This is a genomic window from Erwinia sp. TECH1, assembly GCF_054057575.1.
Window position 1 is genome coordinate 813,855 of record NZ_JBSRZK010000001.1, and the last position, 20,680, is coordinate 834,534.

General features: G+C 55.8%; 21 protein-coding genes and 3 tRNA genes. 19 read left to right on the top strand and 5 right to left on the bottom strand.

The window, feature by feature from the left end; translation table 11 throughout:
- Positions 1-105: 105 nt before the first annotated feature.
- Positions 106-396, top strand: coding sequence for a DUF1435 domain-containing protein (locus tag ACVWZ0_RS03750; protein ID WP_253461132.1), 291 nt, complete (start codon positions 106-108; stop codon positions 394-396).
- Positions 397-797: 401 nt separating this feature from the next.
- On the opposite strand, the gene ACVWZ0_RS03755 is transcribed toward ACVWZ0_RS03750, so the two are convergent.
- From ACVWZ0_RS03755 to rsmC, 4 genes are all read right to left on the bottom strand, one after another.
- A tRNA-Leu gene (locus tag ACVWZ0_RS03755) sits at positions 798-884 on the bottom strand.
- 33 nt (positions 885-917) lie between these two features.
- Positions 918-1,004: transfer RNA gene (locus ACVWZ0_RS03760), tRNA-Leu, on the bottom strand.
- Between the two features lie 33 nt (positions 1,005-1,037).
- Positions 1,038-1,124, bottom strand: a tRNA-Leu gene (locus tag ACVWZ0_RS03765).
- 326 nt (positions 1,125-1,450) lie between these two features.
- Positions 1,451-2,485 (bottom strand): 16S rRNA (guanine(1207)-N(2))-methyltransferase RsmC, encoded by a 1,035-nt coding sequence (rsmC, locus tag ACVWZ0_RS03770; protein WP_253455532.1) that lies wholly within the window; start codon positions 2,483-2,485, stop codon positions 1,451-1,453.
- A gap of 106 nt (positions 2,486-2,591) precedes the next feature.
- On the opposite strand from rsmC, the gene ACVWZ0_RS03775 reads away from it, so the two are divergent.
- The 12 genes from ACVWZ0_RS03775 to tssC all read left to right on the top strand — a co-directional run bounded on the left by ACVWZ0_RS03775 (position 2,592) and on the right by tssC (position 16,000).
- Entirely contained in the window at positions 2,592-3,011 is a 420-nt protein-coding gene (locus ACVWZ0_RS03775; RefSeq protein WP_253455530.1) for a DNA polymerase III subunit psi, read from the top strand.
- Positions 2,974-3,414: a ribosomal protein S18-alanine N-acetyltransferase gene (rimI, locus tag ACVWZ0_RS03780; RefSeq protein WP_253455529.1), complete on the top strand. Its 441-nt coding sequence runs from the start codon at positions 2,974-2,976 to the stop codon at positions 3,412-3,414. The genes ACVWZ0_RS03775 and rimI overlap by 38 nt, the downstream gene beginning before the upstream one ends.
- Before the next feature lie 9 nt (positions 3,415-3,423).
- A complete protein-coding gene (gene yjjG / locus ACVWZ0_RS03785; protein WP_253455527.1) occupies positions 3,424-4,104 on the top strand; it encodes a pyrimidine 5'-nucleotidase in 681 nt (226 codons plus the stop codon).
- A gap of 882 nt (positions 4,105-4,986) precedes the next feature.
- On the top strand, positions 4,987-5,484 hold the full coding sequence (locus ACVWZ0_RS03790; RefSeq protein WP_253455525.1) for an SH3 domain-containing protein: 498 nt from the start codon (positions 4,987-4,989) through the stop codon (positions 5,482-5,484).
- Positions 5,485-5,516: 32 nt separating this feature from the next.
- Positions 5,517-6,008 carry a type VI secretion system lipoprotein TssJ gene (gene tssJ, locus ACVWZ0_RS03795; protein ID WP_253455523.1) on the top strand — a complete coding sequence of 164 codons (492 nt, stop codon included), beginning with the start codon at positions 5,517-5,519 and terminating at the stop codon, positions 6,006-6,008.
- 24 nt (positions 6,009-6,032) lie between these two features.
- Positions 6,033-7,373: a type VI secretion system baseplate subunit TssK gene (gene tssK / locus ACVWZ0_RS03800; RefSeq protein ID WP_253455521.1), complete on the top strand. Its 1,341-nt coding sequence runs from the start codon at positions 6,033-6,035 to the stop codon at positions 7,371-7,373.
- Positions 7,374-7,390: 17 nt separating this feature from the next.
- Positions 7,391-8,623, top strand: coding sequence for a DotU family type VI secretion system protein (locus tag ACVWZ0_RS03805; RefSeq protein WP_253455519.1), 1,233 nt, complete (start codon positions 7,391-7,393; stop codon positions 8,621-8,623).
- A gap of 3 nt (positions 8,624-8,626) precedes the next feature.
- A complete protein-coding gene (tssM, locus tag ACVWZ0_RS03810; RefSeq protein ID WP_253455517.1) occupies positions 8,627-12,223 on the top strand; it encodes a type VI secretion system membrane subunit TssM in 3,597 nt (1,198 codons plus the stop codon).
- Between the two features lie 14 nt (positions 12,224-12,237).
- Entirely contained in the window at positions 12,238-12,924 is a 687-nt protein-coding gene (tagF, locus tag ACVWZ0_RS03815; protein ID WP_253455515.1) for a type VI secretion system-associated protein TagF, read from the top strand.
- Positions 12,925-12,933: 9 nt separating this feature from the next.
- Positions 12,934-13,941, top strand: coding sequence for a type VI secretion system protein TssA (gene tssA, locus ACVWZ0_RS03820; protein ID WP_253455513.1), 1,008 nt, complete (start codon positions 12,934-12,936; stop codon positions 13,939-13,941).
- 26 nt (positions 13,942-13,967) lie between these two features.
- Positions 13,968-14,504 (top strand): type VI secretion system contractile sheath small subunit, encoded by a 537-nt coding sequence (tssB, locus tag ACVWZ0_RS03825; RefSeq protein WP_253455511.1) that lies wholly within the window; start codon positions 13,968-13,970, stop codon positions 14,502-14,504.
- Positions 14,504-16,000: a type VI secretion system contractile sheath large subunit gene (gene tssC / locus ACVWZ0_RS03830; protein ID WP_253455508.1), complete on the top strand. Its 1,497-nt coding sequence runs from the start codon at positions 14,504-14,506 to the stop codon at positions 15,998-16,000. The genes tssB and tssC overlap by 1 nt, the downstream gene beginning before the upstream one ends.
- Before the next feature lie 84 nt (positions 16,001-16,084).
- Here tssC and ACVWZ0_RS03835 read toward each other — a convergent pair whose 3' ends face one another.
- A complete protein-coding gene (locus ACVWZ0_RS03835) occupies positions 16,085-16,297 on the bottom strand; it encodes a hypothetical protein (RefSeq protein ID WP_253455506.1) in 213 nt (70 codons plus the stop codon).
- Positions 16,298-16,554: 257 nt separating this feature from the next.
- On the opposite strand from ACVWZ0_RS03835, the gene ACVWZ0_RS03840 reads away from it, so the two are divergent.
- From ACVWZ0_RS03840 to ACVWZ0_RS03865, 6 genes are all read left to right on the top strand, one after another.
- Complete coding sequence (locus ACVWZ0_RS03840) at positions 16,555-17,037, top strand: Hcp family type VI secretion system effector (protein WP_253455505.1); 483 nt, start codon at positions 16,555-16,557, stop codon at positions 17,035-17,037.
- A 107-nt stretch (positions 17,038-17,144) separates the two neighbouring features.
- Entirely contained in the window at positions 17,145-18,014 is an 870-nt protein-coding gene (locus ACVWZ0_RS03845) for a peptidoglycan-binding protein (protein ID WP_253455504.1), read from the top strand.
- 12 nt (positions 18,015-18,026) lie between these two features.
- Positions 18,027-18,428 (top strand): lysozyme inhibitor LprI family protein, encoded by a 402-nt coding sequence (locus tag ACVWZ0_RS03850; RefSeq protein WP_253455502.1) that lies wholly within the window; start codon positions 18,027-18,029, stop codon positions 18,426-18,428.
- A 437-nt stretch (positions 18,429-18,865) separates the two neighbouring features.
- Positions 18,866-19,279: a hypothetical protein gene (locus ACVWZ0_RS03855; protein ID WP_253455501.1), complete on the top strand. Its 414-nt coding sequence runs from the start codon at positions 18,866-18,868 to the stop codon at positions 19,277-19,279.
- Between the two features lie 334 nt (positions 19,280-19,613).
- Positions 19,614-19,841: a hypothetical protein gene (locus tag ACVWZ0_RS03860; RefSeq protein WP_456783659.1), complete on the top strand. Its 228-nt coding sequence runs from the start codon at positions 19,614-19,616 to the stop codon at positions 19,839-19,841.
- A 26-nt stretch (positions 19,842-19,867) separates the two neighbouring features.
- Positions 19,868-20,656, top strand: coding sequence for a lysozyme inhibitor LprI family protein (locus ACVWZ0_RS03865; protein ID WP_253455497.1), 789 nt, complete (start codon positions 19,868-19,870; stop codon positions 20,654-20,656).
- Positions 20,657-20,680 lie beyond the last annotated feature (24 nt).

Genomic DNA, 20,680 nt, shown 5'->3' on the forward strand with positions numbered 1-20,680 from the left:
GTGTCATCATCGGGCGTAAAGACACGTCAAGAAATCTTGCTGCAAAATGATAGGAGTTCTTATATGCTATTGGGAATCATTATCATTAGTGGCGCGAGCAAAGCGATGCAGACCGCCGTAAAAGCCGCTTGCGGCACAGGGGGAACAGGCTGGATGGCAGGAAACAAACTGGAAAGTGCCTGGGGAGCGCTGCTTCCTTGCGCGATTATGCCGCTGATTACGTTACTGAATCTCTCTTTCAACCAGTGGCGGCTGGTAATGGTGGCCGCGCTACTGGCGACGGTAGTCATGCTTTATCACAAACGGCTGCGCCACTATCTGCTGCTGCCTTCTTGCCTGGCGCTGGCGGGCGGGATGATAGCGATCTCGGTTAATTTCGGCGCGCTGATAAAATAGCGGCCTGCGATAAAGCCAGCAGCGGAATCAGTCATACGCCTGCCGACGCGGCTAGCCAGCACGACGGGGAACCATAGCGGCGGGAGCATAGCAATCCGCTGCGGCAAAGCGTTATGCAGCGGCGAGGCGATCTCGTGAACGATAAAGCGTTATGCCGCAGTCTGGCGATGCCGTAGACGACAAATCCCATGCAGTGACCTGGCGATCCCCTGGAAGATCAAGCCGTGCAGCAGCATGGCGATGTTATAGACGGCAAATTACCGCATAGTCAGCGCGTACGGAAGCATAACGGCAAAGCAGGTATCGGCATCAGAAGCAAAAACAGATATTGAAAGCAGAGAAGGTAAAAACAGAAAAGGGGTAATGCGAGAGGATAAAAGCGCAGAAAAGAGCGTTCAACGTGGTGCGAAGAGAGGGACTTGAACCCTCACGTCCGTAAGAACACTAACACCTGAAGCTAGCGCGTCTACCAATTCCGCCACCTTCGCATCGTGTTGAACTTTTTACTCATATCACCGCATTGGTGCGAAGAGAGGGACTTGAACCCTCACGTCCGTAAGAACACTAACACCTGAAGCTAGCGCGTCTACCAATTCCGCCACCTTCGCGCAGATGCTGCGTAATATGAATAACGTGGTTTTTGGTGCGAAGAGAGGGACTTGAACCCTCACGTCCGTAAGGACACTAACACCTGAAGCTAGCGCGTCTACCAATTCCGCCACCTTCGCGTACCGTCAACATAACAACGTTATATTGCAACCACGGAGGCGCATTCTAGAGATTTTCCCCGACACGTCAACAGTTATTTAACGCGGCTGCGGCGATCGCTGCAAAAAGCGTCATCGGGTTGCGGCGGGCAGCGCAATCAGTGCGCAAAAAGCGGTATCTGGCTGGTGAGCATTGCAACCAGTGCGCAAAAAGCGGCATCTGGCAGAGAGGAAGACGGCAGGGAGCGAGCAAAAAGCGGCATCTGGCAGAGAGGAAGATGGCAGGCAGCGCGCAAAAAGGAGAAAGGGCCGCGTCCCGCACCGAAAAAGGTGCGGGACGGAGTGGATTAGCGCTTCGCTTTGGCCGCGCGTGACCAGACGGCGCGATAGACTTTAAAGCGGCCCGTCTGCGCCAGCACTTCGTGGCTGCCGAAGGTTTCATCCAGCACCGGCGCATAAGGCAGGAAGGCGTTAGCGACAATACGCAGCTCCCCGCCCATATTCAGATGCTTAGCCGCACCACGGATCAGCGTCTGCGCCGCATCCAGGCTGGTCTGCATGCCGTCATGGAACGGTGGATTGGAAATAATCAGATCGAAACGCCCCTGCACGTCGGAATAGACGTTGCTGGCAAAGACCTCGCCTTCCAGCTCGTTGGCGGCCAGCGTGGCTTTACTCGCTTCTACCGCTGCGGCATTAACGTCGGTCAGCGTCAGGCGAACCTTCGGCGAGAAGCGCGCCAGCATAGCGGAAAGCACGCCCGCGCCGCAGCCGATATCCAGCACTTTGCCTTTCATATGCGGCGTCAGCGTGGACAGCAGCAGGTTGCTGCCCGCATCCAGGCCGTCGCGGCTGAACACGCCCGGCAGCGTTTTGATGGTCAGATCGCCCAGCTCGTAATCGTTCCAGTACGCCTTAGCGTCAAATTCTGGCTGCGCATCCAGCCGCCCGTGATAAAGTCCGCAGCGGCGCGCGCTGTCGATCTTGTTCAGGGTGGCCCAGCCTTCCACGATATCCGTGGCGCTGCGCACGCCGCTGCGGTTTTCGCCGACGATAAACAGCTCGCTGCCGACCGGCAGTAAAGCGAGCAGGTTTTCCAGCTGGAACAGCGCTTCCGGCTTGTTTTTTGGCCAGAAGTAGACCAGCGTGTCGCAGTCGGCGACCATTTCCGGCGTCGCCACCAGACCATAAAAGGCATTTTCACCCATCATGCGGCTGAGGATCTGCCAGTGATGATATTGCTGGGTATGTACCCGGCTCAGCGCGGTATCCAGTTGGGCGGGCAGGTCATCCTGCAGATCGCCAGCAAACAGCACGCGGCGTTGAGTAAATTCATCACTGTGGCGCAGTATCACTTCACTGGCCGGGGTAAATGCGGACATCGGTGGCTCCTTACAAATCAGAGCGGCGATTATAGTGGTTTGTTGGCGCAGATTCGATGGGTTTGCTAGCATAGCGTCGCAATTGGGCGACCAGACGGGAAAAATGATGTCTTCCAGACGTGACTGGTTATTACAGCAGATGGGTATTACGCAGTATACGCTGCGGCGTCCGCGCGCCCTGCACGGCGAAGTCTCTATTTCGCTGCCGGAACAGACCCGGCTGATCATCGTGGCGGAAACGCCGCCGCCGTTAACCGAACCGCTGATCCGCGACGTGCTGGCCGCGCTGCTGATGCGCGAGCATGAGGTGATGGCGCTGACGCCGGAGCAGCTGGCTATGCTGCCTGACGACACGCGCTGCCCCAGCTGGTGCCTGGGCCTGGCCGAGCCGGTCGCGATCGACGGCGCTCAACTCGCTTCGCCCGTACTGGCGGAGCTTTACCATAATGCCGACGCCAAACGCGCGCTCTGGCAGCAGATCACCCACTATGAATCCGATTTCTTTACTGACGCCGCAAGATCTTGACCGCGCTTTCGCCATTGAGCAGCGCAGCCACGCTTTTCCCTGGAGTGAAAAAACCTTTGCCAGCAACCAGGGCGAACGCTATCTGAATTACCGGCTGGATGTCGGCACGGAAATGGCGGCCTTCGCTATTACGCAAATCGTGCTGGATGAGGCCACGCTGTTCAACCTCGCGGTCGATCCGGCTTTCCAGCGTCGCGGCCTTGGCCGGACGCTGCTGCAACATCTGATCGGCGAACTGGAACAGCGCGGCGTGCTGACGCTGTGGCTGGAAGTTCGCGCCTCGAATCGGGCTGCCATCGCGCTTTATCAGCAGCTCGATTTCAATGAGGTATCGGTACGCCGCAACTATTACCCCACCGCCGAGGGGAAAGAAGATGCCATTATCATGGCGCTAACTATCTAAGGGTAACCAATGCTTAAAGAGTGGGACTGGATATTGTTTGACGCTGACGACACGCTGTTTCACTTTGATGCGTACGCCGGATTGCAGCGTCTGTTTCAGCAGTATGACGTGGTGTTCTCACCGGATGATTATCAGCAATACCAGTCGGTTAACAAGCCGCTGTGGGTGGAGTATCAGAACGGCGCTATTACCGCGCTTCAGCTACAGCACCAGCGTTTCCAGGGCTGGGCCGACAGGCTGAACGTCACGCCGCTCGATCTCAACAACGGTTTTCTGAGCGCGATGGCCGAGCTTTGCCTGCCGCTGACCGGCGCGGTGAATTTGCTCAACCGCCTGAAGGGTAAAGTAAAGATGGGCATCATCACCAACGGCTTTACCGCCCTGCAACAAACCCGCCTGGAGCGCACCGGATTTCTGGACTATTTCGACCTGCTGGTGATCTCCGAACAGGTCGGCCACGCCAAGCCGCATCCGGCTATCTTCAATCACGCGCTGGAAAAGATGGGCAATCCTTCGCGCGAGCGGGTGATGATGGTAGGCGACAACCCCGATTCCGACATTCTGGGCGGAATGCGCGCCGGGCTGGCGACCTGCTGGCTGAACGCCGATAACCGCCCTTTGCCCGACGGCATAGCGCCCACCTGGCAGGTCGCCACGCTACAGGAACTCGAAGAGATTCTGATTGCTTAAGTTTGCCCTGTGCGCAGTAAAAACCTCTCAATTTTTCTTTAGTCAGCGTAAGTAACTGGGTGGGACGGAAATAATCGTCTCATCCGATACTTTATCTTTTTTATTTTCTCCCCGAAATTACCTTCCTCCCCTGTATTAAAGTTCAGTGCCAGTGCGGACTGTGTCTATATAATATTTGGTTATTTAAATCCTGTTTTTTAGTAGCTAAATGCAATTGGAAGATGAAGAAAACATCATCAAAGAGGGGCGCTTTCGGGAAAATGTGCGCCAGAACGGTCAAATTTTGTTTATTTTTTTTACATTAGCAAGGCTAAAGCTTTGCCGGGGCGGGGCGTAACGTTGAATAATTGGAAAGACTCTGTAAACTTGCCGAAAAAAGGGGGTATTAATCCCTGGGTTTTATACGGGCAGCCTGCTTCAGCACTGGCCCGTGCGGTAGCTATGGTGGCGCAGAATAATGGACTAATCCATTCATTTATCTGACGTTATTGCCTTTTTTGTCCGCATAATTGCTGCGGATAATCAATAAAGAAAATCTGAAAAAACGGTTATCTGAACGGTTAACTTCCAGCCGGATTGAGCGCGGCAGGCCGTAAAAAATTGCTGAATGTCCAGCTTTAAATGGTGCTATAACACGGCCAGCACCTGTTTTAATCGTCGGCTTGCTTAATAATTAATCCGCTAACCAGACGTTGTTCTCCCGCTGGCGGGTAAACAGAAACGCTTCGGTTGTGTTAACCATTGTACTAATCGGGCGCGGCGGGGGCTGTTTTTCCACGTGGTGCGGCCAGCCAATAGCAGACTTTTGCTTCAGGCCTGTCCGGGCCGCTTCCCGTCGCGCTTTCGCGCACGCCTTTTTAAACAGAAATCATGAGGACCCGGGTGAAAATTCGAATTGCACTAAGCCTGCTTTTTGTTCTGACTGTGGCGGGATGTAAGGCGCCGCCGCCGCCAATGACCGACGATACGATCGTTTCCAGCACCGTTGACGGCGTGAAGCTGACCTATCGTCATGCGGTGCAGCCGCCGCTCTCCTTCACCCCGGTGAACGAGGAGTATCGGGCGCTTTACGCCGCTTCGGTGATGACGCGTCCTGACTTCGGCGGCAAGCTGGTCAGCCATCTGGAAAACGGCAAGCCCTATACCGTGCTTGGCTCGGTGGAGAACAACTGGTTCGCCATCGCCGAAAGCGGAGAAGAGCAGCTGATTGGTTACGTGCCGCTGCGCGCCGTGGTGAAAAGCGACCTTTACGATAAAACCGTAAAAGCCGATGCCCGCCGCAAACGCGTTCGCGCGCCGACGAAAAAGACCTGCGTTGCGGTGGATGGCGACAGCAAAGCCTGCCAGAACAGCAACAGCGGAACCTGGGTAATCGACTAATCCGGTAGCTAATAATCCAGTAGCTAATAATCATGAACAGAAACGTTTTGCGCCTGAGCTTTCAGGCGCTTTTCCTGATGGCATTCAGCGTGCTGACAGGCTGCACTTCGCACAGCGTACCTTCTCACTACAGCCTGGCGTTCAGGCACCCTTCGCAGATTAATCACGGCGCGCCGCTTAAGGTGCGCGTATTGCTGCTGCGGTCCGACGCCGATTTCCTGTCCGCCGATTTTTATTCGCTGCAAAACAAAACGGGCGCCCTGCTGGGCGGCGCGTTGCTGAACAGCGAACAACTCTTCCTGATGCCCGGAAAAAGCGCCGACACCCTGAGCGGGCCGTTGCCGGTCGAGGCTCGCTATATAGGCGTGCTTGCAGAATACCAGTCGCTCGACGGCAAAAAGTGGCGCCTTGCGCTGCCGTTGCCGTCCGGCGCGGACGCCAGCACGATCTGGCAGCAGACGGACAGCCTGCTGCAGGCCACCCTCATCGCTAACGACAGCGGACTCCTTGCCGTCAGTCACTGACGCCAGCCTGAAAACGGAAGCCTTATGAACAAAGCAGAAAAAGTGGTCTGGACCGAAGGCATGTTCCTGCGCCCGCATCATTTTCAGCAGGCGGAAAGCTATCAGCAAAGCCTGCTGAATCAGTGGGGCCAGGCGCAGCGGCCCTATATGTGGGGCTTTCTCGACTACGAAATTGACGAGGCGCTGCTGCGCCAGGGCAAAGTCGCCCTCAGTTCGGCCAGCGGCCTGCTGCCCGACGGCACCTTCTTCTCGTTTCGTGACGGCAAAAACGGCCCGCCGCCGCTGGCGATACCGGACGGTCAGGGCAGCGAAAAAGTGCTGCTGGCGCTGCCCGCGCGTCGCAACGGCCGCGACGAGGTAATTTTCAGCGAAACCGCCGACTCGCTGGCGCGCTATATCACGTTTGAGCAAGAGGTGGACGACTGCAACGCGCTGTCGGTCAGCCCGGCCGCCGTGCAGTTTGGCAAGCTGCGCCTGCGCCTGATGCTGGAAAGCGAGCTGAGCGCCGAATGGACGGCGATGGCCGTGATAAAAGTGTTGGAGAAGCGCAGCAATCAGGTGCGGCTGGAAAGCGGCTATATACCACCGATGCTGAACTGCGGCGCCAGCCCGCAGCTTGGCGACTACCTCAACGATATGCCGGGCCTGTTGCAGCAGCGCAGCCAGCAGATCGGCCAGCGGCTCCAGCAGCCGGGGCGTTTCAATACTGCGGATATGGTCGACTTTATGCTGCTGGCGCTGGTTAACCACCATCTGGGCCACGTCAGCCACCTGAAAAACCTGCCGCTGCTGCACCCGGAAACGCTGTTCGCCAGCTGGCTGGCGTTTGCCTGCGAGCTGGCGACCTACACGCCGCAGCGTTTCCCGGACGCTTCGCTGCCGGTTTACGACCATGACGATTTGGCTCGCTGCTTTGGCAGGCTGATGCTGATGCTGCGTCAGGGGCTGTCGCAGGTGCTGGAAGAAAATGCCGTGCAGCTGCCGTTGACCGAACGCTCGCACGGCCTGAACGTGGCGACGGTGCCAACCAGCTCGATGGTGCGCGAGTTCGGCTTTGTGCTGGCGGTGCGCGCCAGCGTGCCCGCCGATACGCTGCTGACCCACTTCCCCGCGCAGATGAAAGTCGCGCCGGTGACAAAAATCCGCGATCTGGTGCAGCTACAGCTGCCGGGCATGATCCTGCGCCCGATGTCGGTCGCGCCGCCGCAGATCCCGTGGCACGCCGGCTACAGCTATTTCGAACTGGATAAGGGCAGCGAGCTTTGGCAGGAAATGGAAAAGTCCGGCACCTTCGCGCTTCATCTGGCCGGTGATTTTCCCGGCCTCGCCATGGAATTCTGGGCCATTCGTAGTCATTCCGCCTGACGTCAGGAGCAAGAGACATGCAGCAACGACAGGCCGCCGCACAGGGCGACATTTTTTCGGGCGCGAGCAGCGTTAACCCGCTGGTTGCGGCGGCAAATCCCCTACTGAATGCAATCCCGCAGATCCGCCACTCGGTGACGCACGCCGATCCTGGCGGTCTGCGCCAGCGTCTGATCGATGAAATCCGCCAGTTTGAAATGCACTGCCAGCGCGCCGGGCTGCCTTACGAGGTGATTATTGGCGCGCGCTACTGCCTGTGCACCGCTATCGACGAAGCGGCGGCGCTGACGCCGTGGGGCAGCGCCGCCTGGCCGGGGCAGGGCCTGCTGGTGACCTTTCATAATGAAACCTGGGGCGGCGAGAAGTTTTTCCAGCTGCTGGCCAAGCTGTCGCAGAATCCGCGCGAACAGATTGCGCTGCTGGAGCTGATTAACTACTGCCTGCAGCTGGGATTTGAAGGGCGCTATCGCGTGCTGGATAACGGCCGTTCGCAGCTGGAGACGATCAAAAGCCGCCTGCTGCAAATGATCCGTTCGGTGCGTGGCGGCTATCCGCCGCCGCTGTCGCCACATCCGGAAGATCATCCGGTCACGCGCAGGCTGTGGCGTCCGGTTGTGCCGCTGTGGGCCTGCGCCGCGCTGGTGGGCCTGCTGGCCTGTCTGCTCTACATTCTGCTGAACTGGCGGCTGAGCGATGCGACCAGTCCGGTGCTGGCCTCGGTCTATCAGACCTCGCTGCCGGAAGTAACCATTCACAATCCCGCGCCGCCCGCGCCCGCCGCGCTGAACCTGAAAGCCTTCCTGAAGCCGGAAATCGACGAGGGGCTGGTGTCGGTGAAAGACGAAGCGGATCAAAGCGTGGTGACGCTGAAAGGCGACGGCCTGTTTACCTCCGGCTCCACAACCGTGCGCGGCCGCTATGAAGAGGTGCTGGATCGCATTGCTCAGGCGATGAACAACGTCAGCGGCCGCATTCTGGTGATTGGCTACAGCGACAACGTGCCAATCCGCAGCGCCCGCTTCGCCTCTAATTACGAGCTGTCGCTGGCAAGAGCGAAATCGGTGCAGGAACGGCTACAGCAGACGCTGAGCCAGCCCGCGCGCGTGAAGGCGGAAGGGCGCGGTGAAACCAATCCGCTGGTACCGAACACCACCGCTGCCAACCGGGCGCGCAATCGCCGTGTGGATATCACGCTGCTGGTTTCCCCTGACAACACCCGCGCGGAACTGACGTCGCAGCAAGGAAATTAACGGATGATGAATATTCTGTTTGCCATTATGACCAACCGGCTGATGTGGGGCTTTCTCGGCATTACCGCGCTGTCATTCATTATCTGGGTGATCGGGCCGGTTTTCTCTATCGTCGACTCGCGGCCGCTGGAGCCGGAAGTCAATCGCCAGATCAGTATCGCGCTGCTTTATATCGCCTGGGGCCTGAGCAACGTGGTGCCGCGTCTTTACAACGCCTGGCTGAACCGCAAGCTGATGGGCAGTTTGAATCCGGCCACGGAGGAGGACGATCCGAACGTCAAGCGTTTGACCAGCGAAGATCGCGTGCTGGCGGAGCGCTTTACCGAAGCCGCCGAGCTGTTGAAAAAAGCGCATTTCAGCCGCGCGGGCAACCGTCGCTGGACGCAGCGCTTCAGCCGTCAGTATCTTTACCAGCTGCCGTGGTATGTGATTATCGGCGCGCCCGGCGCGGGGAAAACCACCGCGCTGGCGAATTCCGGCCTGCAATTTCCGCTGGCCGACCGCTTCGGCAAAGCCGCGCTGCGCGGTATCGGCGGCACGCGCAACTGCGACTGGTGGTTTACCAACGAGGCGGTGCTGCTGGATACGGCGGGCCGCTACACCACGCAGGAGAGCGAGCGGCAGCAGGACGCCAGCGAGTGGAGCAAATTTATCGATCTGCTGCGCAAGTATCGCGGGCGCCAGCCGGTCAACGGCGTGATCGTCACCGTCAGCGTCTCTGATCTGATGACCCAGTCTGCGGAAGCCTCGCGTCAGCAGGCGCTGTCGCTGCGCCAGCGCTTGATGGAGCTGCACGAACAGCTGGGCATTCGCTTTCCGGTTTACGTGCTGGTAACCAAAACCGATCTGCTGAAAGGCTTTAACGCCTATTTCAGCAAGTTCGATAAGGCGCAGCGCGATCAGGTCTGGGGCTTCACCTTTCCGTGGGAGCGTGCGAAACAGGCCGATTTCGATCTGCCCGGCGCTTTCACGCAGGAATACGCGCTGCTGCAACAGCGGCTGGACGCGGGCCTGCCGGATACGCTGATCCAGGAAAGCGATGCCCAAACCCGTGCGGAAAGCTATCTGTTCCCGCAGGAGTTCGCGGCGCTGCGTCCGCTGCTTAACGACTATCTGGAGACGGTATTCAGCCGTTCCAACTTCGAAACGCAGTTTTCGCCGCGCGGCATCTACTTCGCCAGCGGCACCCAGGAAGGCCTGCCGTTTGATCGGGTAATGGGCGAGCTGAGCCGCACGCTTCAGCTGCCAGAGTCCGACAGCGGCAACAGCGGCGCCTGGGATAGGGTGGATAAGGCCGCGCCTATTCCCGGCAACAAAGGTCAGAGCTTCTTCTTAAAGGATCTGCTGCAGAACGTGATCTTTCAGGAAGCGGGCCTGGCGGGCAGCAACCGCTGGTGGGAGCTGCGTAACCGCGCGGTGCTCTGGTCTGGCTACGTGCTGCTGCTGGGTGCGCTGATCGTCGCCACGCTGCTGTGGAGCACAAGCTACCGCAACAACAAGGCCTGGCTGGCGGAAGTGCAGGCGAAGGTGCCGGAAATCAACGCGCTGGGCCAGAATTTGCAGACGGCCGATCTCTGGTCGCTGCTGCCTTACCTGAACGGCGTGCTGCATCTGCCGGACAGCGCCGATTTTGACCTTAACGATCCGCCGATTACGCGCCGCATGGGGCTGTACCGTGGCGAAGAGGTCAGCGACGCTACCCAGGCGCTTTACCAGAAAGCGCTGAAGCAGCTGGTGATGCCGCAGGTGGCGCAGCTTATCACCAGCTGGCTGCGCGCGGATAACGGCAGCGACGCGGACTACAGCTATGAAGCGCTGAAGGCTTACCAGATGCTCTATCAGCCGAAGCACTACGACGGCAAGTTCCTGCATGCCTGGGTAATGCTGAATATCGCGCGCAGCCAGCCGCAGAACATCACCCAGGCGCAGATCAAACAGCTCGACTGGCATCTGGCGCAGCTGCTGGAGACGCAGATCCAGGCGTCGCCTTACGCAAAGGATGACGCCCTGGTAAAGCGCGAGCAGGCGCTCATCAATCAGATGCCGCTGTCGCAGCGCGTCTACGGTCGACTGAAGCGTCTGCTGGAGCGGGACGACAGCCTCAAGCCGGTTTCCCTGGCGCTGATGGGCGGCCCGCAGAGCGAGCTGGTCTTTTCCCGCAAAAGCGGCAAGGCGATTAGCGAAGGCATTCCGGGCCTGTTTACGCCAGAGGGCTACTGGAACAGCTTTGATAAAAATATCGCTGCCGTCACCAAATCGCTGCACGACGACGATCGCTGGGTGCTGAGCGAGACGGTGCAGAGCGAAACGCAGCAGCAGATCGATTACGCCGTGCGCCAGCGCTATATGAGCGACTATATGCGCCAGTGGGACGGGCTGTTGCAGGATATCCAGCTGAACAACAGCGCGGATCTGTCGCAGCGCATTAACGCGGCACGTCTGCTTTCCGGCAATAACTCGCCGCTGCGCAAGCTGGTGATTAATCTCAGTCACTATCTGGTACTGGATAAGGCCGCGCCGGAAGCAGGCAAGGAAGAGGCGAGCAAGGAGAGCGCCAGCAGCACGCTGGATGCGCTGTTCCACGCGCGTCAGGCGGCCACGGCAGCCAGCCAGCAGCAGCAGACGCCGGAGCAGTCAGTAACCGCTCACTTTGCTCCTGTTACCGAGCTGGCGCAGCCGCTGGAGAAGGGTGGTAAAACCATCGCCTTTGACGATTTCCTGCATCAGATTGACGATCTCTATCGTTACCTCACCGCCGTGCAGGACGCGGCCAACAGCGGAATGCCGCCGCCGACCGGCGAAGCCATCAGCCGTTTGCAGGCCAGCGCAGGGCGGTTACCCGGCTCGTTGCAGACCATGTTTACCAGCATGGCGGTGGGCGCCAGCAGCGATACGCAGCGCCGCGATTTAGACAATATCCGCAAGCGTATCAACGTTGAGGTCGGCAGCTTCTGTCGCCAGGCGATTGCCGGACGCTATCCGCTGTCGCATTCGGCACGGGCGGAAGTGACGCCGGACGATCTGGCGCGCATGTTCGCGCCGGGCAGCGGGCTGATGGACAGCTTTTTCCGCGACAACCTGGCAAACAAGGTTGATACCACCCAGGCCAGCTGGCGCTTTATGCCCGGCATTGACGGCAAAACGCTGCCGGGCGGCGAAAGCGTGCTGCGGCCTTTTCAGCAGGCGCAGAGCATTCGCGACGCCTTTTTCGCCAACGGCGCGACCACGCCTTCTTACCGCGTGACGGTGCGCACCGGCCAGATGGATAACGATATTCTGACCATGACGCTGGATGTGGACGGGCAGCTGCTGCAATACAGCCACGGCCCGCAGGCGGTACAGCTGATGAGCTGGCCTGGCCCCGGCGGCACCAGCCAGGTGCGCATGCAGCTTGGCCTCGCCAACGGCACCACGGCAACGCTGGTCACCAACGGCGCCTGGGCGCTGAACCGGTTCTTCGACCGCGCGCAGCTCTCCGCAGGCGGTAGCAGCCTTAGCCGTCAGGCCTCTTTTAACGTCAGCGGCCACCACGTGACGCTGGAATTTACGCCGAACAGCATTCGTAACCCGTTCCAGCTGCCCGGTTTCGCCTGCCCATGAGCCGGGAGAACAACATGAGTCAGACGCCCGCACTCTGCTGGTATGGAAAGCTGCCGAGCGGCGGCGATTTTTTAAAGCGTCGTTTCCCGGACGCGCTGCTGGCGCAGTGGTCGCACTGGTTTCAGGTCGGGCTGCTGCATCGCCAGGAAAACACCGAGGGCGAACGGCAGTTTGCCGACGCGCCGGTCTGGAACTTTGTGGTGCCGCCGATGCTGGGCAGCCAGCAGATCCAGATGGGCTGCCTGGTGCCCTCGCGCGACAGCGTTGGCCGGCTTTATCCGCTTTGCGCGCTGATAACCTTTTCGCCGCAGAGCTGGACGCAGGCGCAGCTGGCGCTGGCGGGTGACTGGTATCAGCAGCTGGGCCGCATCCTGCTGAACGCCGTACGTGAAGGTTGGTCGTCGGCACAGCTCGACGGCACGCTGCTGGCGCTGAACCTGCCGCAGCCGCAGCAGTCGGCCATTCTTGACGCTATCGGCTATCAGGAACAGCGGGCGACGCTGAGCTGGCGACGCGCTTCCGACTGTTTCGATCCGCAGCACTACACCAGCTTCTGGTGGACGAATCAGGCCGACGGCAAGCCGCTTTATACCCACGTGCACAGCGGCAACTTCACCGGCCAGCTGTTTTCGATGCTGTTCGATCCGGCCGCTGGCGCAAAGCCTGGCCGCCACGGTCTTTATCCGCCGATGTTCGAGTAAGGAACTGCCATGAATCTTGACGAGCTACTAGCCCCCATCAGCAGCGATCGGCCGTGCGGGGAAAACCTGGAATATGACGCCGACTATATGGCGATGGAGCAGGCCAGCGCGGGCAAAGCCGAGCAGCAGTTTGGCGACACCATCATTCCCGCTGAACCGGCGGACTGGAACAAGGTGGCGAAGCTGGCGGGCAGCCTGCTGACGCGCAGCAAAGATCTGCGCGTGATGCTGGCGCTGACCCAGGCCTGGACCCAGCTGCGAGGCTTAAGCGGCTACGCCGACGGCTTACAGCTGATCAAGCAGTCGCTGCTGCTCTACTGGGAGCCGCTGTGGCCGGTACTGACCGAAGACGGCGACTACGATCCCTTTTACCGCATCAACGCGCTGGCGGCTTTAGGTGATAAGTCAGCGCTTACTACGGCTTTGCGCCAGTCGATGCTGCTGCGCAACGCCGCCGATCAGCTTTCTCTGCGCGACGCCTGTGCGCTGCTGGACGGCAGCAAAAGCGAGTGCGACGAGTTTCCCGGCGGCCGTGCAAGGCTGCTGGACGAGCTGGCCCGGAGCGAACAACCGGGCATTGTCGCTATTCGCAGCATAAGTGAGCGGTTACAAACTATTCGTGAAACGCTGATGGAGCACCTGGGCGAAAGCGGCGTGCCGGAAATGGCGCAGCTGTTGAAAACGGTCAATACCGTCGCGCAGGCCTGCGAAATGACCGACGTCAGCGCTCTGCTCCCGCAGGCCGCCAGCGAAGAGGCGGAAAGCGCCCCGACGCAGCAGCTGGCCAGGACGACGCAGACCGACTGGCGCAGCGTGCAGCCCGCATCGCGCGCCGATGCGCAGCTGATGCTGGAAAAGGTGAAACAGTATTTTGTGCAGCACGAACCCAGCCATCCGGCGCCGCTGATGATCGACCGCGTACAGCGCATGATCGAGATGGACTTTATGAGCATTATCCGCGACCTGGCGCCGGACGGCGTGCATCAGCTGGAAAACATTTTCGGGCGTCACGACTGAGGCGTCCTGACTAATCGCGCATACCAATGGAGAACATTATGGCTAGTAAATCCAGCGGGCAGAAATTTATCGCCCGTAACCGCGCGCCGCGCGTACAGATCGAGTATGACGTGGAGATCTACGGCGCAGAACGCAAAATCGAACTGCCTTTTGTGATGGGCGTGATGGCCGATCTGGTCGGCAAGCCGGTCGATAACCTGCCGTCGGTCGACGAACGCAAATTTATGGATATCGACGTCGATAACTTTGACGAGCGCATGAAGGCGCTGAAGCCGCGCGTGGCTTTCCAGGCGCAAAACACGCTGACCGGCGAAGGCAATCTGAACATCGATCTGACCTTCAACAGCATGGAAGATTTTTCGCCGGACGCGGTGGCACGCAACGTCGAGCCGCTGAACAAGCTGCTGGATGCGCGTACCCAGCTTTCCAACCTGCTGACCTATATGGACGGCAAAAACGGCGCGGAAGAGCTGATTGCCAAAATCCTCAAGGATCCGACGCTGCTGCAATCTCTCAGCCACCTGCCAAAGCAGGATGACGCGGCTAAAGAAGGAGAGCAGTAATGACCAATCCTTCCCAGCTTGAGCAGCAGGGCCAGCAGGCCTGGAGCCAGGATGAATTCAGCTCGCTGCTGAACAAAGAGTTCCGCCCGAAAACCGACTCTGCGCGCACGGCGGTGGAAAGCGCGGTGAAAACCCTGGCGCAGCAGGCGCTGGAAAACACCGTTACCGCTTCTGACGACGCTTACCGTACCATTCAGGCGCTGATTGCCGAGATTGACGAGAAGCTGTCTAAGCAGGTCAACCAGATTATTCATCACGAAGATTTCCAGCAGCTGGAAGGCGCCTGGCGCGGCCTGAGCCATCTGGTGAATAACACCGAAACCGACGAGATGCTGAAAATCCGCTTTATGAGCATCTCGAAGAAAGAGCTGGGCCGCACGCTGAAGCGCTACAAAGGCGTTGGCTGGGATCAAAGCCCGATCTTCAAGAAAATCTACGAAGAAGAGTATGGTCAGTTCGGCGGCGAGCCGTTCGGCTGCCTGGTAGGCGACTACTACTTCGATCACAGCCCGCAGGACGTGGAGCTGCTGGGCGAGATGGCGCGTATCGGCGCGGCTTCGCACTGTCCGTTTATCACCGGCACCGCGCCGGAAGTGATGCAGATGGAGTCCTGGCAGGAGCTGGCGAACCCGCGCGACCTGACCAAAATCTTCCAGAACAGCGAGTATGCTGCCTGGCGCAGCCTGCGTGAATCGGAAGATGCGCGCTACCTGGGCCTGGTGATGCCGCGCTTCCTGTCGCGTCTGCCTTACGGCATCCGCAGCAACCCGGTCGACAGCTTCGACTTTGAGGAAGAAACCGAGGGCGCGAACCACGGCAACTACACCTGGGCGAACGCCGCTTACGCAATGGCGGCCAACATCAACCGCTCTTTCAAAGAGTTTGGCTGGTGTACGGCGATCCGTGGCGTGGAATCCGGCGGCGCGGTGGAAAATCTGCCTTGCCACACTTTCCCGAGCGACGACGGCGGCGTGGACATGAAGTGCCCGACCGAAATCGCCATCAGCGACCGTCGCGAGGCCGAGCTGGCGAAAAATGGCTTTATGCCGCTGGTACACCGCAAAAACTCCGATTTCGCCGCCTTTATCGGCGCGCAGTCGTTGCAGAAGCCGACCGAGTATCACGATCCGGACGCCACCGCCAACGCACGTCTGGCCGCGCGCCTGCCGTACCTGTTCGCCTGCTGCCGCTTTGCGCATTATCTGAAGTGCATCGTGCGCGACAAGATCGGTTCCTTCCGCGAGCGTGAAGAGATGGAGCGCTGGCTGAACGACTGGGTGATGAACTACGTGGATGGCGATCCGGCCAACTCCTCGCAGGAAACCAAATCCCGCAAGCCGCTGGCTTCCGCCGAGGTGCTGGTGGAAGAGCTGGAAGATAATCCGGGCTATTACGCCGCAAAATTCTTCCTGCGTCCGCACTACCAGCTGGAAGGCCTGACCGTGTCGCTGCGTCTGGTCTCTAAGCTGCCTTCGCTGAAAAGCGATGATGCTTAAAGGCTGAAGGGAGAGCTTACCGCTGGCTCCTGGCGGAAGGTAAGGCGGCTCCCTTTATAAGCTGATTAATTCAAGCTAAAGCGGTCAACGTGCTTTTTTGGCCGCTTTCCTTATCAAAAAACAGAAGCCCAGGCAGAGCGCGGTGAACAGCAGTTCACCCGAAAGAAAGCCTGAGGCGTTTATATCAAAATTTTCATAGCGGGCTACCAGCCAGATGCCGCTGGCAAGCGTGAACAGAGCATAGATGGACAGCGCTAAAAAAATAACGCTGAGTAATGACAAAAAAGTTTTTTTCATTATTTAACGCTGACCTTTTAAGTGAAGCGCCATGTGATAAGTCTCTAATTTATATCTGCCAATGCTATCTGTAAATTTAATTTATTCCGCTGTGATTTCCTCTTCCCGGAAAAAATAAATTTACGTCCTGGCGACGGGTTAAAAGATTTCTGTACGGTCGGCTGCAAGATCGTCGGAAAAAAGACAAAAAGCATGCCTTTTTGTCTGTCGCTGCTTTGTCAAAAGCAAAATTGTCCATCAAAAAAGAGTAGAAAATAATGGCTATTGATATGTTTATGAAGGTAGACGGTGTAACCGGCGAGTCGAAAGACTCTAACCACAAAGGCTGGACCGATATCACTTCTTTCTCCTGGGGCGCCTCTCAGCCGGGCAATATGTCTGTTGGCGGCGGCGGCGGTGCCGGTAAAGTTAACTTTAACGACCTGCACGTTGAAGCGCTGATCGACAAGTCCACCACCGCGCTGCTGAAGAACTGTGCAAGCGGCAAGCACATCGCCAAAGTTGAGCTGTCCGTATGCAAAGCTGGCGGCACTCAGGTTGAATACACCCGCATTACGCTGGAAGACGTGCTGGTGACTAACGTGCAGTACGTTGGTGCTGATAACGGCGACACCGTAGGCATGAGCTACTCCTTCCAGGCTTCCAAAGTGAAGCAGCAGTACTGGGAGCAGAGTTCTTCCGGCGGTAAAGGCGCAGAAAGCAGCGCTGGCTGGAATATCAAAGAAAATAAAGAAGCTTAATGCTATTGAAGCAATTTCCTTGCGGGGAAATTGCTTTTATCACTTGATATCATTCAATTACCTCATAGGGTGCCTTGATAATATCAAAATTAAATAAGGAGATTTTGATGGGTATCTCTTTTTCTGTTGGTCAGGGGGCAAAAAATAACCCCAATGATGTAAAACTGATCCAACAGCTATTGCAAAAAAATGGATTTAATAACCTGCGGGCCGATGGTGTGTTTGGGCCAAAAACGCTTGATGCAATCAAAAGCTATCAGGCAAAGTTTCTTAAACACCCTGATGGCGTAGTCGATGCAAACGGCAGAACTTTCAGGAAATTGTTAGCCGGAAATTCACAAGGGTCACCATCCGGGGATCCGCAGGAAAACCGACATTTGAATTCTGGTCGTTTGACCGTCAGTGCTGGCCAGGTGACATTTAACGCTGAAGGAAATGATAATCCCCATAGTAGCTACTTCAGCCGTCATCTGCATTGGCCTAAAGGCGTTTCTGGTGTAACTATTGGCCGGGGCTACGATATGGGCGGTCGTACTCAAGAGACGATTTTCCTTGATTTGACCCGGGCGGGCGTACCCGCCGATCAGGCAGAGCTAATGTCGCAGGGAAGAAAGTTAACTGGCGTAACGGCTGAACGCTTCGTTAACAACCATCGGAACGAATGTGGCATCATTTCACGAGAAGCGCAGGCTCGCTTGTTTGAGTTGATATATCCAAATTATGTGTCCAGGGCAAAAGCTGTTTACCTGAGCAAAACCGCTAATTTTCCTGAACGAACCAGTTGGGAAGCGTTAAAAAACCCAATCAGAGAAATTGCAGTGGATTTTGTCTATCAGGGTTTGGGTTTTGAAAGGACAATGAAAGCCTGCATGTCCAATGACTACGACACGTTGATTAATTTTATTGAAACCAACGCTCAGGTGCAAAGTTATGAGGGTGGCCGTCAAAGGGCTAACTACCTGAGAAAAAATAGATAATTAGGAAATGATATGAAAAAGAAAGCGTTAGCTGTTGCAGCGATTGGCTTGCTGGCATTGAGTGGTTCTGCCCTTGCGATGGACGACTGCTCAAAAAAGAGCAGCGATCCTGAAGTTTTTACCTGTGCTGAAAATAACCGCGCCGTAGCTGAAAAGAGCTTAAACAAAGAATATTCAGACGCAAAAAAACGTATTGAGGCAACTTTTTCTGACGAGCCAGAAGTAAAGAAAAATTATCTTCCTGTGTTTCTGGAAGCTCAGCGTGGCTGGCTAAAATATCGTGACAATCAGTGTAAAATGTTTGCACATGTCGCCGCAGAAAATAGTAATCCTTATGCGGTATTTACTAATAATTGCATTGCAAAGCTAGATGAGCAAAGAAGCAAAGAACTCAAAGAAATACCTTATGATTAATTTGTCGTATTGATCCCGCTACAACCATTCCCCATCAATACGCTGGTGTAGATAATGACGTTACCGCAGGCAGGCAGCTTTCGGCGGTAAAGGCGCTGGCTGGAATATCAAAGAGAGTAAATAATCTTAATGGTATTGCAATCTCCTCTTTGAAAAGATTGCCTGTCTGACTAATCGAAAAAATGGAAGGTCAAGCGTAAAAAACTACAGTAAATTTTCGGTAAGTACGGTAGGCGGAATCGCTGATGGCTGTGGCACTACAGTTGCAGCGGCACCAGCTTGTCTTGCGACAGGCGCTGCTACAGCGGGTGTTGGCGGGCTGGTTTGCGGTATTGTAGCGGCGAACGCTGGTGGTATGGCCGGTGGCTATATTGGTGATAAAGCAGGTGGCACTATGGGTGATGGCATTAACTACCTTCTTTATAAAGGGGAATAAAATGGACTGGCTTTATTTCCTAATATACATGGAAGTTACGCTTTTTATCTTTCTCGTTAGTTCTATTTTTTATCTTTATTTTTTTTATAAGAGAAATTCAAATAAATTAGAAAGTTCATTCCAGCTGTTGATAAATAAAGGTCACCTCACTAATGAGGATTATGCTTTTTATGATTCTTTAGGGTTTTGGGGGGTTGGATTTAAAGTTTCTATTTTAAATATGTTATTAAAGGGAAAGCGCGTTAAGGTTAAGGATGGGCGCTATCTTGATTACCAGGCCAGAACGTATCTTGTTAAAAACGCTGATAATGATCTGCGCTGGATTAGTTCATTTTATAATATATTTAAGGTTCAAATTTTAATAACAATTTCTTTCCTGGTTTGTGTTTTTATTACCAGCAAAATGGGTGTTTAGTTGGCGCTATAAACGCCCGCCAGCATTTCAAATCATGCATTTATTGCAAGGTTTAATAATTAACGTTCTGAATACCTGAAAAAGTTGATATCTATTATAGTGAGTATGAATTTCATTCTCAGCTTTCAGGTTATAAGACTATCGTTTTTAAGGCAAAACATGCTGTCTGACAGACTACCACCAGAAGCAGCAGGATAGAATATTAAAAATAATGAAAATCTTAAAACTAACTCTTTTTGTTCTCTTTCCAGGGATAAGTTTTTACGCCACGGCCACCAGCACAGCGGAGTCAGCAGTTATACAGGTTGAAAACACCGTTGAGAAAAACAAGCTGGTGACGGACGCCAACTGCGTTAACTATCTGCTAACGGCAGACGCTGAACCTGGTCTGGATCTGATCGACGTAGTGGAAAAGCACGGCGGCGATTGTCCGGGCGATCCCGAGACGCAGCACAGATTATTCAGCGTTTATGTCGATCAGAAAACCAGGCAGATGATCAGCGATAAAGACGATCCGGCAGAGGGCGATTTCACGCTCTTGCAGGCGAGCAAGGCTGACTAATTCTTTCTGCAAAAAAAGGAAATAGAGTGCGTCGCTTACTGTTGCTTCTTATTACAGCATTCAAGATTGGACGATCCCTGGCTGCTCCACTGCCGACAGTGCTTATGGGCAATTGGCAGGTCGCTCAGGTCGGCACAGATACTTGGATCACCAGCAGCGATAATATTGTTCCGAACGATCCTTATCTTATTGGCCGACGTGTGATAATAAGCCAGGCTGAAATCAGTTCGCCAATGAGCTATCTGGCAGACTGTAGCTCTCCAGAGATCGATAGCGCGCCAGACGTAAGTCTGGACAAGCTGGTTGCGCTAACCGAAGGCGAACGTCAGTCGGAGCCGGTTAAACCTATAGCTAAAGATTACGATTTAGCTTTTTCAGGCAGCCAGCATGTTACGCCTCTGATGCTTCACTGCAAAAAGGGTAATTTTGCTAGCGAAGGTGCCAATATTAAGCCTTGGCTGGTGGTAGCTGATAAAAATACTCTGCTAGTCTCCGGCAATATGAGCAGTATCCTGACTTTAAAAAGGATCATCGACGAAAGACCTTCGCCTTCTTTTAATTGTCGTAAGGTACAGCAAGATGATGAAAAGGCAATATGCATCTCGTTTGATTTAGCCACATGGGATAAGAGTGTTAATAAGGCCTATCGTGCTGCACTATGGCAACTAAAACAGGCTAAAAATAAGCATGAACTCAATGAAGTTATGCACTCTCAGCAGATTTGGATAAAAAAACGTGCTGACTGTAATACAGATAGCCGGTGCCTTTATCAGAGCATGTTCGATCGTATCGGCGTACTCAGAAAATATTATTGAATACCTGACTTTCATTATAAATGC